The following is a 15360-nucleotide window of genomic DNA, read 5'->3' as shown; positions in this document are numbered from 1 at the left end:
CATTTATAATGAAAGATAAGCATGATCAATATTGCAATATTTAAGCAATTTTTTCAGCCATTCTTTAGCAGTATAGTGCTGATGTACATGTTCATACGCATAATTAATCATATTTTTTTGTTGAATGCTATAACCATATTGAAGTTGTTCGAATAATGTAGAAGCTTCATCATCTGCTGTAATTTCTAAACACATTTCTGGAAATAAGTTTTGAATAGAAAGGCTTGGGTTACTTATGACTAAACGCCCGCATGCCATAACCTCTATTAATCGACGAGAAAACATGGTAGGGGATTGAACAATTGTATTTACATTTAAAATTTGTTGGTAACTTCTATAAATATCAACAATTTTAGAGTATGAAATAGGATTAAAGTAGTGAACATCTCCAGATAACTCAGGAAATTCATAATCCGATTTATTTATATGGCGATTGTATAAGTCTAAGCCATAAGGCGCTGCTGCTTCAAAAATTTTATTTTGCCAAAGTGTACGATGATCGAGTCGGTTTTTTTGATATGTTCCTGTAAATAGTGTTCTTTTAATTGGGGTAATATTGTTTTTTCTAAAATGTAATTGAGGCTGAATAAAAAAAGTTAATGTAGTAGCTTTAGAATGTGGAGCATCTATAGCATATTGTGATAGGCTGAGTTCATCTGTAGTAAAAATATAATCAAATAATTGGGCTGCTTCAATAAATTGATCATAATGATAAGGATCTTCCTTATTCCAAAAAACTGTAGGTATATTATGATTTTTACACCATAGTACTAATTTTTTAAGATCATTGATATTTCTTTTAGGATGATTGGGATAACTTGCAACTTTATGTCGCCATTTACTTTGATTTCCAAGCCATGCTGATTCGACCAAAAGAAGATCAATTTTATTATATTTAGAATATAAAAAAGGTCTATTAGTTAATAGTTCTACATAGGGCTCTAATTTTAAATTTTGATACGTAAAATCATCTAAAATGCTTAATATTCTTAAATTTTTCATAAATTACTAATATCGTGTTAAAGTTTGAGCACTAAACTTAAAAATTGAGATAGCTTCTATTATTTATTATGCAATATTTTGGTTCTAAAAAGTTAAAGAAAACCTATTATATTTTTCAAAAATGTTTAGATTTAGACAAAGTTTATGCTTTGGGTTGGGGGCGTAAAAAAAGTTTTTTTAAAGCTAAAGCTTATGCAGAAACGCATGGTCTAGATGTGTTGTGTCTAGAGGATGGTTTTATTCGTTCTTTAGGTTTGGGAAAAGATGGCTGTTCTCCATTATCTTTGGTTGTAGATAAATTAGGAATTTATTTCGATGCTTACCAAGTATCAGATTTAGAAAACGTAATATTATTAGATGAAAATCAAGATCTTAATATTCGCGCAAAGCATATTATTGAAACTATCTTAAAATATAAAATTAGTAAATATAATCAGAAGTTCGACAATATAGATCCCACAATATTTGATTCAGAGAAACAACATATTTTAGTTGTTGATCAAACATTTGGTGATCAATCTATTCAGTATGCAGGAGCTAATCAGCAGACATTTAAGTTAATGTTGCAACAAGCTTTAGACGACTATCCTACAGCGACAATTTGGGTGAAAATACATCCTGATGTATTAGCAGGGAAATCTCAAGGGCATTTTGATTTTGTTGATTTACAGCATCCACGTGTAAAAGTATTATCTCAGAATTATAATCCTATTGAATTATTACCACAGTTTAGTCATGTATTTGTGGTGAGTTCTCAGCTAGGCTTTGAAGCCTTACTTTGTGGTAAGCAAGTATATTGCTTTGGTGTTCCTTGGTATGCAGGATGGGGACTTACAGATGATCAATATGCACCTTTACATATTATAGGTGAGAGAAGAGGGAAAAAGCGTTCCTTAGAGCATTTATTTGCATGTGCATATTTAAAATATGCATGTTATGTAAATCCTATAACAGGTAAAAAATGTGAATTAGAAGATATTTTAGAGTTGTTAATTCCAAATATTGAAGCGCAGAAATATGTTCCTAATCTGATTTCAGCTTATGGTTTTAGTCGTTGGAAACGAAAATTTATTCGAGATTTTTTAAATTTTCCAAAAACTCAGATCACGTTTTATTCATTTTGTAAACCAAATAAAAATGACACAGTTCTTGCTTGGGGGAAAAAAGCACATTATTTAAAGCAACAAGGCTATGAAAATGTCATTACTGTTGAAGATGGATTTATTCGATCTGTTGGTCTTGGTGCAAAATTAATTCGACCTTGTTCTTTGGTCTTTGATGATGTCGGAATTTATTATGATGCAACTCGCCCATCTAGATTAGAAAATTTACTTCAATATCGCCCAGATTTAACTGAAGAAGAACATGTTCGTGCCATAAGTTTATGGCAAATGCTTATTGAATTAAATATTACAAAATATAATGTAGGCGTTCATGAAACATTACAAAGACCATTTGAGCAAGATCGTGTAATTTTGGTGATAGGGCAAGTTGAAGATGATATGTCGGTTCAGTTGGGTGGTGTTGGTATTAAAACCAATTTAGCCTTATTGGAGAAGGTCCGTCAAAAAAATCCTACTGCCTACATTATTTATAAACCACATCCTGATGTGCTTGAAGGTTTAAGAGTAGGTAATATTCCAGATCATATTGCACTGAAGTTTTGTAATTATATTGAGAAAAAAGTATCTATTTTAGATTGTTTTAACATTTGCGATGAAGTTCATACGATTTCATCTTTAAGTGGTTTTGAAGCTTTATTACGAGGTCTTAAAGTTTACTGCTATGGTTTACCTTTTTATGCTGGGTGGGGATTAACAAAAGATGAATATAAATGTGAGCGGAGAACACATAAAATATCTTGTGAAAAGTTGATTTTTTGTACTCTTATCGAGTATCCTTTGTACAATTTTACAAAAATTAACACACTACCAACAATACAGCCGGAAAATGTCATTGAGCACATAAGTCAAATAAGATACTTTCCAACTTTTAAGCCCTTTTTATTTAAATTTATTAATTTTTTTAAATAGTTGTAGTATTTTTTTTAAGGTAAAATTTTAGTGTCGAAATATGTGAAAAGTTTACTCGACTCCCGCCGAGTATTACTTTTGCAAGGACCAATGGGAAATTTTTTTACTCGATTGGCGAAATGGTTAAATCAAGAAAAAATTGAATGCTTCAAAGTAAATTTTAATGGGGGCGATCAATTTTTTTCTAAAACAATGCAGAATTGTTTTAGTTATACAGACACGCTAGAAAATTTTCCATTATGGCTAGAAAATTTTATTATTGAGCATCAGATTGATGCGATTGTCTGTTTTGGGGATTGTCGTTTTTATCATGTGATTGCAAAAGAAATTTCTTTACGCTGTAAAGTTAAGTTTTTTGCATTTGAAGAAGGGTATATTCGTCCAGACTATATTACGTTTGAACAAGATGGGGTAAATTTTTATTCTAATTTTCAGGATGCTTTTATTACGGGATATTCATCACGACAAAGAATAACTATAAAAAATATAGAGCCTGTTCATAATCAATTTTCTATGATGGTCTTAAGTGCCATACTTTATTATTGGTTTTGGACAATTAACCAGATAAATTACCCAAATTATCAGCATCATCGTCAAATTGCACCTAAGCTAGAGCTTTATTACTGGTGTATCTCAGGCGTTCGACGGATAAAAAATTATTTTTTTGAAAAGCTGTGTTTTAAACAATTTATAAGAAAATATTCAAAAAAATATTTTGTATTTGCCTTGCAAGTTCATAATGATTCGCAAATTCTGACACATAGTGATTTAAAGAAGGTTGAGTTATATATAGAAAAAGTAATGAAAAATTTTGCTCAATATGCAAATGATGATCAACACTTAGTCTTAAAGCATCATCCTATGGATCGGGGGTATCGAAATTACTCAAAATTAATTAAAACATTAGAGCGAGAATTAAATTTATCAGGAAGGGTTCATTATTTTTGTGATGTTCATTTGCCAACGCTATTAAAGCATAGCTTGGGAATGGTGACGGTGAATAGTACAACAGGCATACAAGCTTTGTATCATGGAATTCCTGTAAAAACATTAGGTCATGCAATTTATAATTTACCAGGTCTAATAAACCAATATCCTTTACAAAAATTTTGGAAAGAGCCAGGTATTGTTGATATTAAATATTTTTATTCTTTTAGAAATCAATTGATTGAATATTCTCAATTAAATGGTTCATTTTATGGTAAATCACCCTGGATGAAGTTGGATCATTAAATGTATGTATAAGTATTAAAGTAAATCTTTTATTTATCTGATTTGAAAAGAAAGTGCTTATGCTTAATTGTATTTAAAATTTCAATTATATTTTGCATTTTAAATGCACATTAAATTATTAAAAACATAAATAAAATATATGCTTAAGTTATAATTCATGGATATGAGTCTTGAACAATGAATGACCTGCCATGAATTATGAGTTAGATGCTTTTCTTACCATCGTGATTTCAGTGATTGTCCTATTTATAGGGCATTTTTTTGTGAAAAATATCACGATATTAAAGAAATATAATATCCCTGAACCGGTTGTTGGTGGCTTGGTTGCAGCAGTGGTTACCTATATTTTATTTATGCTATTTAATATTACGGTTTCATTTGATGCCAAAATTCAGCAAATATTTATGCTAATGTTTTTTACTTCTGTCGGATTGAGTGCAAGTTTATTAAAGCTTAAAGAAGGTGGAAAGGCACTTATATTATTTCTAATATGTGTAATTATATTTGTTCTTTTACAAAATATTGTGGGAATTAGTCTTGCGAAGGTACTGGGCTTAGATCCGTTAATTGGTTTGATTGTTGGGTCTGTAACGCTTACTGGAGGACATGGTACAGCAGGTGCATGGGGAAGTGTATTTGAGCAAAATCATGGGATTCATGGTGCAATTGTTTTAGGAATGGCAAGTGCTACATTTGGTCTTGTCATTGGTGGAATGATGGGGGGGCCCATGGCTAAGTTTCTTATTCGTCGTTATCAATTGGCAGAAGAAATTGCACCATCGGCACAGCGAGTGGAAGCACCTCCTGCTGATGAAACAGCACCATTTGAATATCCAGAAAATACACGCTTAATTACTGCTGATGATGCGGTAAAAACAATGGGGATGTTCGCATTTTGTATTTGTTTCGCATATTTCATGGCAGACTTTGCTCAAGGTAAATGGTTTGAGTTACCTACTTTTGTTTGGGCATTAGCATGTGGTGTTGTGCTTCGTAATATTTTAGAGCATGGCTTTAAAGTTGAAATGTTTGATCGTTGTATTGATGTTTTTGGTAATGCTTCTTTAGCATTATTTTTATCTATGGCATTGATGTCGTTACAGCTTTGGTTATTAGCAGATTTAGCAGGTCCTTTGCTTTTGATTCTTTTGGTTCAGACGCTTATTTTAGCTTTATACCTATATTTTGTAACCTTTAGAGTGATGGGTCGGAGTTATGATGCTGCTGTACTTTGTGCAGGTCAATGTGGTGTGAATTTGGGGGCAACACCAACGGCTATTGCAAATATTCAGGCAGTTACAAATACTTATGGACCTTCACATAAAGCCTTTTTAATTATTCCATTAACCGGTGCTTTTTTTGTTGATATTGTAAATGCAGTTGTGATTCAGTTTACGATTAGTTTATTTAGTTAACTTTTAAGTAGGTATATAAGCCTCCTTTTTAGGAGGCTTTTTAGTAAAATAAACTTTATATACATAAAAGTAAATGCTATTTATAAGGTGGATTTATACAATAATAATTAATTGATAATGATATAAAATTAGGTGAGGGGAATGGAGCAAATTTTACAATCAATGGCGATTGTTATACCTATTATTTTTGTTTTAGTGTTTGGCTTTATTGCAGGTAAAAGGCAATCGTTTGGAACTGAGGGAAAACCACTTAATACACTTAATGAGCTTGTTTTAAAATTTGCTCTACCTCCAGCCTTATTTGTAGGGACGGTGACTGTTTCCAGAGTAAGTTTAATTCAGGAACTTAGCTTATTTTTTTCATTATTTATTACATTATTTATTGCTTATATTGTGGGGTTTATTTTTACAAAATTTTGTTTTAAACGAAATAATGTAGAAGCTTCAATTGCAGGTCTAGCTGTTAGTTTTTGTGCAGGTCCATTTTATGGTCCTGCCTTACTTGGTAGCTTATATGGTATTGAAAGTGGCGTAGCTGTAAGCATGATTTCTGTTGTAATTAATGTTTTTATTGTTCCTTTAGCTACTGTGATTATAAAGATGGCTTTGGTTAATGAAGAAAATCATCACTCAGCTATGCATTTAGTTGGTGAATCTTTATATCAAGCTATTTTCAAGACGCCATTTGTATGGGCACCATTATTGGCATTTATTCTCGTATTTTTAAATATTCAAATGCCACATGTTGTTATTAATTCCTTAGAGCTAATTGGTAAGGCAACCGCTGGTGTTGCCGTATTCGTTGCAGGAATGACGATTGCTGCGAATCAATTTAAGGTTTCGGGTGAGGTTTTTTGTATTTCGCTTTTAAAAAATATAGGCGTCCCTTTGTTATTTATTGGAATAGCAATTTATGTATTTCGTATGCCAATACATACAACAGTTTTTAATGAAGGCTTGTTGCTTGCTGCTTTACCATCAGGTCCAATGATTGTTTTGCTTGCAACACGGTATAAGCAATACCAGGCACAAGCATCATCTATATTGGCTATTACAACAGTCGGTATGTTGATTACAGTGACGGCACTTATTGTGATGATTCATTCTTAAACTCTAATAGGTCTATTTAAAATAGACCTTAATTTTTGATCAAGATATTTATTTTATTGCTAATTATAAGGAGAGTGAATGAATATTTTATATAAATAAAAAAGCCCCCATCTTTTGATGAGGGCTTTTTTGAATTTGGAGCGGGAAACGAGACTCGAACTCGCGACCCCAACCTTGGCAAGGTCACCGAGATTTATTACATTAGATTGCCTTAATGTTAAGTATTTGATTTAATTAGTTAGACATAGATTTTTGTAGCATATAATTTTAATCAATTTATGTACTTTAATGGTATTTTGGTCACTTAGTTTTGTAATTTTAAATTTATAAAAGGTACCTATTTTTTGAGTATAATTTTATTATTAATAATTGAATTTGACCATATGGTATATTCTTATTAAGAGGGAAATCTATGGTTTATCCGTTATTAGAAGAACTACTTCAGTTTTCATAAAATAGATTTAAGGTTTAATTACTAAAAGTATTTTAAAAAATTAATAGGATGAATAATTAATGTTGAAAGTTCCTGAATACTTATTATTGACTGTACCGGACGTAAGTTTTGAAAAACCAGAATACAACATAAAGATTAAAGTTGTTTTTGTATCTTGTGGTGTAAAGAATCCTATGAGTGATCGATATATTGATCAACTTTCATTAAGTTTTTTATTATCAGCTTTTAAAGATAGAAAATTACATTTTATGTCATTTGATGAGCACCCATTTCGTATAAAAAAAATGAGCTATTTAACAACTGGGTTAAAAATTACAGTTGAGCCAATACTTGAGTCTGATCCTGATTATTTTGGAATAAGTTGGGAGCCCTCAGGGCTAGTATGTCGTTCTTCTGGTGAATTAGAATTAATTCCATTTAGATCTAAAATTGATGATGATTACTAGAATGAATAAAGTAAAGAAGATAGTGAAATAGGTTTTAAATATTCATATGAGCCACAATCATTAAGTACATCAAAAGTTTGAATACTCCGAGAGCTTTTTGATTTGTACATTTAAAACTGAATTTAATTCGTTTTTCTTCTTCATTGAATGTAAAATTTTCTGTCTGAAACTTTAAATTTTGTAGGGTATTTTTAAGCAACTTCTTACTTATTTGGGATAGCTCTAAATGCAGATATTTTTTTGGAAATAGGCTGATAATAAAAGATAGAAATTTTTTCAGTTGCCTTTTTTCATTGATCTCAAAAATGAGCTGAGGTGAATTTGGTTGAACTTTTTCAAGATAAATAGAATAGAGAGTATTCAATTGTTTCTTATGTTTATTATATGATGTTGCATAACGCTCTTGGGTATAGTGGATGATCTTTTTCTCATCTTGATTGGTTGGTAACATAGTTACTAGAGAGTTGGGATTTTTTTTTAAAAAGTCCGTTGTAAATAACCTTGATGATTGTTTTTGGGTTACATATGATGTTTTTAAATGTAGAGCCCTAGCACGTAATTTTATTGCTATTTGTAAAGGAATAGTTTCGGGTAATAGAAGATCTTCCTCCTTTATTACGGTAAGAATGTGATGTAAAAGTTCAAAAGTTATTTCGGAGTTGTATGCTCCTAGTATCATAGAATCAGTGGCTTGTTGTTTTATTTGATGTCTATGATTATGTTGTTTATAACGGTCTTTAGTTAGGTAATTAAATAAGAATTGTTTTATTGATCTTTGCTGAACTGGATACTTTATTGAATCATCGTATTTTAAAATATTAAAGTAGGCTTCTTTAGAAAGTGGACTTTTTATCTGATTAAGTTGATATGTAATCGCTAAATGCATAAGATGAAGATAGCTTGAACAGGTTGTTTCTGGTGTAAGGTGTCCTGCAAAGTGGGAGAGAGCATACCAGGTTTGTTGCGTATTGTTGTTTCGTAGCAAGGCATATCGGATGCGTAGTTGCTCATTTGGTGTATAGTCTGTAAATTCATTAGCAAGTTCAGAATTTTTTAAAACAAGATATATGTGATTAAAAGCCGAATGGCGCAGGCTATGATAAGTAAAGTTATGCTCTCCAAAAATAGGTTGGATGAGTTGTTTGAGTAGTAAGTTCACTTCATTTTCATTACTTTCTTGCAATGATTGCTTTAAAAACAGTGGCTGTGAAAATGATTTTTTTTGCTCTTTCAGCAACTGTTTTCGATTGAGACTATATGTTTTAAATAAACGTAACTCATCATCTTTTAGCAAATGATGTAAAAGAATTTTACGATAAGCAGAGCTGCTTTTTTGACTTTTATTTCTGTTATTCCGGATCGTTAAGATTACTTCATCATCAGTAATAAAAAGATCGCGTACGAAGATATTTAATGTTTCATTAATGCGTAGACCAACTCGAAAACTAAGAATAAAAAACAGTTTAAACATGGTTTTATCTTGTGTAGGTATGTTTTGTACATGTTCAAGCTGGTGTAGCATTTCATGGAAAAGATGTGGTGAAATCAGTGCTGTTTTACATATTTTAGCTTGGATTAAATTATCTAAATCGACAGAGGGAGCATTAAAAAATAAACTTTGTTTATGATGAAATTCCAGTAGACGTTTTTGTAACGTTGCACGGGCTGTTTCTTTTTTTAGTAAAAGCATTTCTCCATATAGATCTTCAAAATCAACCGCTGAAAATGAAGAAATATCTTTGTCTTGAGTTGCTAGTAGCCAGCCAACAGCAAATTGAGAAAACATGGTTTTAAGTGAGCTTTGTTTAATGGGTTGAAAATCTGCTTGAGTTAAGTGTTGCTTAAGCAATTTTTTGTGCTGCATAATATGATTGAGACGATCTAATTGTTGCTCGTTTAATTTAGAACGCAGAATACTCCAAAACAATAAGCGACTTAGAGTTGGAGATAAGTCTTGTGTGTATAGATCTATAAGTTGATTTTTGTAGTTTTTTGAACGAATTGCACGACGAATTTTAACTAAAAATTCAGCCGAATCAGTAGAGGTTTGAGGAGAGGGTAGTGGCTTATTAGAGCTGTCTAAATTATTTGTAATGGTAATAGTCGTTGATTGATCAAACTGCACAAAATAAGTCGCTAACTGTTTTGAAAGTGGACTAGAGTTACAAATATCATTTTTTAAAATACAGATCGACATTTGATCTAAGCCACTATTTTCTAAAAACTGTGTGTAGTAAAAACCATATTTTAAAAGATCTTTATAGCGTACTTTTTCTGTGGGAAGGCATTCTGTAATGCAATTATTAACGATGATTTCCGGATCATTAAGTTCTGAGAATAGATTAAACTCTTGATATTTTAGTCTGTAGATCCAGCATTTAACAATATCATTGAGTACAAACGTTTTCGTATAGCTGACTGAGAAATTACGGTTTTTTATACGCTGATTACCAAATTTTTGATTTGGTATTTCTAGTGAGACGATATGATTTTGGTTTAAAAAACTTTGAAACTTTTTTGTCTTTAGAATGACTTTCAGAAACTTTTGCAGCTCCGTATCATCATAAATACCATTAAATAATATGCTGCTAATTAGACAAAAGCCAAGAGATTGAATAGGGCTGAATTCGGAATGCTTTTCCCAGTAAGTTAATATATTTTGAGCAAAATGGGTCACTTTTTTACCATGTTTTAATGTCTCGATACTTTGTAGCGGAGAGCTTCTTTCGTGATGAATAGGTGATGCAGGAATGGGAAAGTTCTGCCCAGATGAGAGGTTAAATCGCTTAATATATTTTGCAAATTCAAAGCGTGCAATTTGGTAACTAAGAATATTAGATTTGTAGTGTTCTAGAAGTTGAAGATCGATCTGGCGACATATGTTTGGATAGCTTTCATCTGTTAGTGCTGAGCATTTCTCACTAAATAATTTAAGAAGAAACTCCTTATTTTTTTTATGTCTGTTTAAGCGTTTTAAGGCATGTGGATGTTTGCTCATATGATCAGAACTCCATTAAAAGTTGACATACTTTTAACTCCTATGGCTTCGATCAATTTTTTTTGAGCTACTCGGATCTGTTCATAATCATTAGGTTGAAAACTAGAATAGCGATCAAATAATTCTTGCATTGCTTCATCGTGGCCAAAGACACCTTTGAGGACATCTTCATTGCAGTATTGTGCTAAAAAATAACGGGAAAAATGACGAGTCCAATTACGTTGTAAAATGATTTCTTTACAGTAGTGATGAATGTCAGAGAGCATTAAATTACGGATAAATGCTCGTTGGTCATAGAACAAAAGGAAGGGGCATTTACTCTCAAAAACTTCTTGAATCGCTTGAATTTTTTCTTTAGACATACAGGGTTTCATTAAATTCTGAAAGTGTTTTAAATAACGTAGGTAGGCCTCTATTTCATGGCGTAAAAAATCATTAAATGGAAGATAGCGTCCAATGGTCCCAGCATATCTTTGTTCTTTATCTGCAACAGCCATTATTTTATTTTCTAGATCGATATAGTCTAAACTCGGTGGGAAAGATTCATTTGGACGTGCTGAGGTCAGTAGCATGCAAATATGCCAAAGCCAAATTGAATAGTTATTTAAGGTTTGAAATGGGTCTGGATTCTTTCGAACTCGTTGGTCTAGCTGATTAAAAAAAGATTTCACAAAGAATATATCTGGGGTTTGCTGACTACCGAATGAATTTGAGCCAGTAAAGTCTGAAACATAATCAGATGTTAATTGTGGTAGAGTAAGAGTAATTGCTTGAGTGTAAATACCTAAAATATCTATAATTTTTGTTGAGAAATAGTGGCAAGGAATATAATGTTGAACGCTTTCTCCAAGGAGGAGTTTACTTTCTAGTTCGTAGCCAAGTTCATTCAGAGTGATGTCACTAAGTAGACGAGGGAGATTTTGTGCAGTTAATTGAAACGTTAATTTTTTATTAATTCTGTGTAAGTGTTCTTGTACTTCAGAATCTAAATCTGCCGGATCCCATTTTTTGAGTTGAGTAAGAGATTTTAGGTAAACTCCTGGTAGAGGAATAGTAAAAGAATTTGTGGTATTCAGCATATGTTCTTTTAAAACGAAATCTTTAAACTTTGATACTTCAAAATTTTGTTTGAAGAAGCATTGGTTTGGCTTTAGAGAAATACTCTTCGTTTTAGCTGTGTTTTTAGAGTTTTTTTGAAAAATTGGCAATTCTTTATAATGAGTAAGACTAAGTACTGAAAATAAAAGCAAGGTATGTATTGGAGAGCTTTCTGTTTGCTTGAATAAAGCATTCATAATGTATTGTGCGGTGGCTAGATCAAATACACGAGGATTAGACTTAGTCATAAGCTCATTTTTGTTTTTATGCAAAATTTTACTTCTGAGATTAATACTTTGTGCCGTAATAGAATGCTGCTCTAGTGTATTAAATACAAAGTTATGATCCTCCAATATTTCAAAGCTTTTATCTTCAGTTGACTGTTTAGTAATACCTTCAATTAGATAGGTCTGAAATGTATGCTCATTATCTAGAGAGAGCTTTTTTGTTTTTAAAATATTAGTTTGACGTGGCTCTGAAATCACTGTCGTAGTAGTACGCTGCCTTTTTTGACGTTCCTCTTGGTTAAGTGCATATTGATATACGACACGGATTTCTGCGAGTTGTCCAATCTGTTTTTCACTTAAATTTGGAGTAGATAGAGCTAGCATTTTTTTATTTTCTGCTTCAGCATTTTCTAAAAATTTTAGTAACTCTTTGAGTTCAATGGGGAGATTCTTAGGTAAAAAATTATACAGCCAGTGGTATGGTGTTTTTGTGCTTGCTAAACGAAAGCGCAGACAAAGATTAGCAACGGTTTTTGCATGTTCTTGATGATTGAGTAATTCAATACATTGGGTATTAAAAATGGCCCATTTTAGTGCATTTGATTGATATGCTGATGGGGTGTTAATGACTGCAATAAGGTAATGAGCCAGAGGGTAGTTGCTGATTGATGTATCAGCAAGTTGTTGAGTTATAATATTATTAAGTTTAATAGTTTCAGTATATTGTATAAAGTCATTGAGCTTGCTTGAATTCTGGTGATTTATCAGCTTTGCTTCTGCTAATTTTTGATAGAAGTTTCGAAATGGCTCAAGCTTTAATTCTTGAGTATCTTCTAAATAATTGTATCCATTCATGATGAAATTCCTGCCAGAATTTTTTCTAATGACAGTGGGCCTGCATAATTTGAAATAGAACTTACCGGACTTTTGGATTTGGATAATCCTGATAGTTCTCGCAGGTGATTGATAGTTAAAGTTTTATGACCAAAAACCTCCTGAATGTGGTCAGATAGATATTGTTCATTTAGCGAATGTGCAATGATATCTAAGCCCTTAATCGAGTTATGTAAGCTAGAACAGAGTAAGGCCCTTACTTCACTTAAAGCATGAATGATGAATTCATATGAATTATTTTTTTCATAAGCTTTGAATTTTAATTCAGTTTTGCTCTGGTCATAAAAGTAGGCATAGATCCAGCTAAAATGACTGCTAAAAAAATAGAGATTAGCTTTGGCTGTTGTAAGAATAGGAATGTCTATTTTCTGTTTAAAAGTTAAATCAAAATGATAGTTTTGCTGTTTCTCATTGAGCTGGAAAAATAAAGCGATCCAGATTTGATAGGCATACATACATTTTGGATAACACATTAATTGCAGATTTTTTGTAGGCACATTGAAATAATGAGAGCTCTTCTTTTTTACAGACATTGAATTTTGTCTCCCCATACATGCCAATTGGCTAAAAATAACACAATAATAATCCACTATTTTTTTATTTTATGGCTATGGCATTAGCATACATTTTTTAGTCAAATGAAACGTCTAATTATTTATATTTTTAGATGGAAAACTAATAAAAATAAAATACTTGAATTTATTTGTGACAATTTTTTGTTAGCAAAATAGCTCATTTGGAACGAGCATAGCCTAGCTAAATAAAAATAGTTGATCTTTAGTGAATTCAAGGTTGTGGCATGGCACAATAAGAAGAGAAAAATATTGCTAAATCAGAGGGACTGATGAGTTTTATTGATGCTTTAAGTGTTTTATCAAAATCTTCTTCATTTGCAGTTTCTACTGAAAATGATCGTGATTTAGAATTATCTAAAATTAAATCTGATTTGTATGTGGCAATGCCTATTGAAGAGGATTTTCTGTCATTATTAGCACAGATTAATTCAGATTCTAAAAAAGTTATTTTTCTTTGTGGCAGTAGTGGGGATGGAAAGTCTGAACTAATGTTGCGAGCAAAGCAAAAATTCACACAACCATATATACACTTTCATTTAGATGCGACTCATAGTTTTGAACCTCATGATAATGCTATTGTTACCTTAGATCGAATTTTTAGCGAATTTGAAACTGGTAGCCATTCGCTGGTGATCGGGATCAATATTGGGATGTTGGGAAATTATGCTGAAGAAGCAGAGCTCCTAAGTGTCAGAGAAAAAATTAAAAAATATTTAGAACAAAAAGACAGTTCAGATGATTTCAACTTTATAAATTTTGAAGATTATCCAAAGTTTGAAATTGTTGAAGATGGATATAAAAGTGAATTTATTACAAGAATTTTGACAAGAATTACGTCTCCGACATCTAAACTTTATGAACTCTTTATTAAAGAAGAATCTACAGGCATAGATAGTGTAGATTGTCTTAAATTTGTTAATTACAAATTATTATGTAATGAACAGATCCAAAAAGTATTAATTGAATTACTTTTAAAAATTAGATTATTTAGAAACCAATTTATTACAGCAAGAACATTTTTAGATTTGATCTATGAATTAATTACTAAGAAAGATTATTTATTTAATAATCTATTTTTATGTAATGAAAATGAGATTTTAGAAAAAGCAATTGAATTTGATCCATCTAGATTAAGAACAAAGACGATTGATCGATTTGTTATAGCTTATGAGCTTAATACTCTTACTGATGATTTTGATGCATTTAAGCAAATATTATCGGAGGAGTGGTATATTAAAAATTTAAGTGATTCGAATTCTTATATTAGATTATTTTATATATTAAAGTTTTTAAATTTAGGAAATAACTATCATAAAAAATTTACAGATGATTTTTCAGAAAATTTACTGTTAGCCTACCTAGATATATATAGGCATCACACATATTATGATGCTGTAAAGTCAAGATTAGTTCTTCGAAATTTTTATAATAAAGAATTATTAAATGCAATTAGGGGATATATCAACAAAAAGGTGCCATATTTAGAGGATGATCAATTTTTAATAGCAGAGTATGGTAATTATAAAGTTGTTTCCCACTTAAATCTTACTCCTGATTTTTCAGCGATAGAGAAAAAACAGCCTAAAAATGGTAAAGGCTATTTCAATGTTTATATCCGTATTAAGGATTTTTCAGAAAATGAAAGTGACCCTACAGTTGAGTTTAGTATAGATATTAATTTATATGAGCTACTCAGTAGGTTAAGAGCAGGATATCGACCAAATAAAAATGATAGAAGTGTTGTTGTTATATTGAATGAAATCGTAAATCGCTTGCTTAATTTTGCAAATAAATCTAATAAAATTAATTTTAAGTCAAATTTAAATGAAATTAAATTTATTCGTGAAGATGAATACATAGAGGTAGGGTATTAAT

General features: G+C 31.2%; 10 protein-coding genes. 6 read left to right on the top strand and 4 right to left on the bottom strand.

The window, feature by feature from the left end; all coding sequences use genetic code 11:
* Positions 1-3 precede the first annotated feature (3 nt).
* Positions 4-1002, bottom strand: coding sequence for a CgeB family protein (locus tag AOY20_RS03585; protein ID WP_054580586.1), 999 nt, complete (start codon positions 1000-1002; stop codon positions 4-6).
* 68 nt (positions 1003-1070) lie between these two features.
* Between AOY20_RS03585 and AOY20_RS03580 the strand changes: the two genes are divergently transcribed.
* The 5 genes from AOY20_RS03580 to AOY20_RS03560 all read left to right on the top strand — a co-directional run bounded on the left by AOY20_RS03580 (position 1071) and on the right by AOY20_RS03560 (position 7693).
* Complete coding sequence (locus AOY20_RS03580) at positions 1071-3035, top strand: capsular polysaccharide biosynthesis protein (protein WP_054580585.1); 1965 nt, start codon at positions 1071-1073, stop codon at positions 3033-3035.
* A gap of 90 nt (positions 3036-3125) precedes the next feature.
* A complete protein-coding gene (locus AOY20_RS03575; RefSeq protein ID WP_227510361.1) occupies positions 3126-4268 on the top strand; it encodes a capsule biosynthesis protein in 1143 nt (380 codons plus the stop codon).
* 191 nt (positions 4269-4459) lie between these two features.
* Complete coding sequence (gene gltS, locus AOY20_RS03570; RefSeq protein ID WP_054580583.1) at positions 4460-5683, top strand: sodium/glutamate symporter; 1224 nt, start codon at positions 4460-4462, stop codon at positions 5681-5683.
* 141 nt (positions 5684-5824) lie between these two features.
* Positions 5825-6793 carry an AEC family transporter gene (locus AOY20_RS03565; RefSeq protein ID WP_054580582.1) on the top strand — a complete coding sequence of 323 codons (969 nt, stop codon included), beginning with the start codon at positions 5825-5827 and terminating at the stop codon, positions 6791-6793.
* Between the two features lie 513 nt (positions 6794-7306).
* Complete coding sequence (locus AOY20_RS03560; protein WP_054580581.1) at positions 7307-7693, top strand: hypothetical protein; 387 nt, start codon at positions 7307-7309, stop codon at positions 7691-7693.
* A gap of 34 nt (positions 7694-7727) precedes the next feature.
* Here AOY20_RS03560 and AOY20_RS03555 read toward each other — a convergent pair whose 3' ends face one another.
* From AOY20_RS03555 to AOY20_RS03545, 3 genes are read right to left on the bottom strand one after another with little or no spacing between them, the layout of a single operon-like run.
* Positions 7728-10691 (bottom strand): tyrosine-type recombinase/integrase, encoded by a 2964-nt coding sequence (locus AOY20_RS03555; protein ID WP_054580580.1) that lies wholly within the window; start codon positions 10689-10691, stop codon positions 7728-7730.
* Entirely contained in the window at positions 10688-12871 is a 2184-nt protein-coding gene (locus tag AOY20_RS03550; RefSeq protein WP_054580579.1) for a hypothetical protein, read from the bottom strand. Before AOY20_RS03550 ends, AOY20_RS03555 begins: the two co-directional genes overlap by 4 nt.
* On the bottom strand, positions 12868-13365 hold the full coding sequence (locus tag AOY20_RS03545; protein ID WP_054582531.1) for a hypothetical protein: 498 nt from the start codon (positions 13363-13365) through the stop codon (positions 12868-12870). Before AOY20_RS03545 ends, AOY20_RS03550 begins: the two co-directional genes overlap by 4 nt.
* Before the next feature lie 389 nt (positions 13366-13754).
* On the opposite strand from AOY20_RS03545, the gene dptF reads away from it, so the two are divergent.
* Positions 13755-15359: a DNA phosphorothioation-dependent restriction protein DptF gene (gene dptF / locus AOY20_RS03540; protein ID WP_054580578.1), complete on the top strand. Its 1605-nt coding sequence runs from the start codon at positions 13755-13757 to the stop codon at positions 15357-15359.
* The last annotated feature ends 1 nt before the right edge of the window (position 15360 follow it).

The organism is Acinetobacter equi, from assembly GCF_001307195.1.
GTDB lineage: Bacteria > Pseudomonadota > Gammaproteobacteria > Pseudomonadales > Moraxellaceae > Acinetobacter > Acinetobacter equi.
The sequence above is the reverse complement of the archived record's forward strand: the minus strand, read 5'-3'. Positions and strand labels throughout refer to the sequence as shown.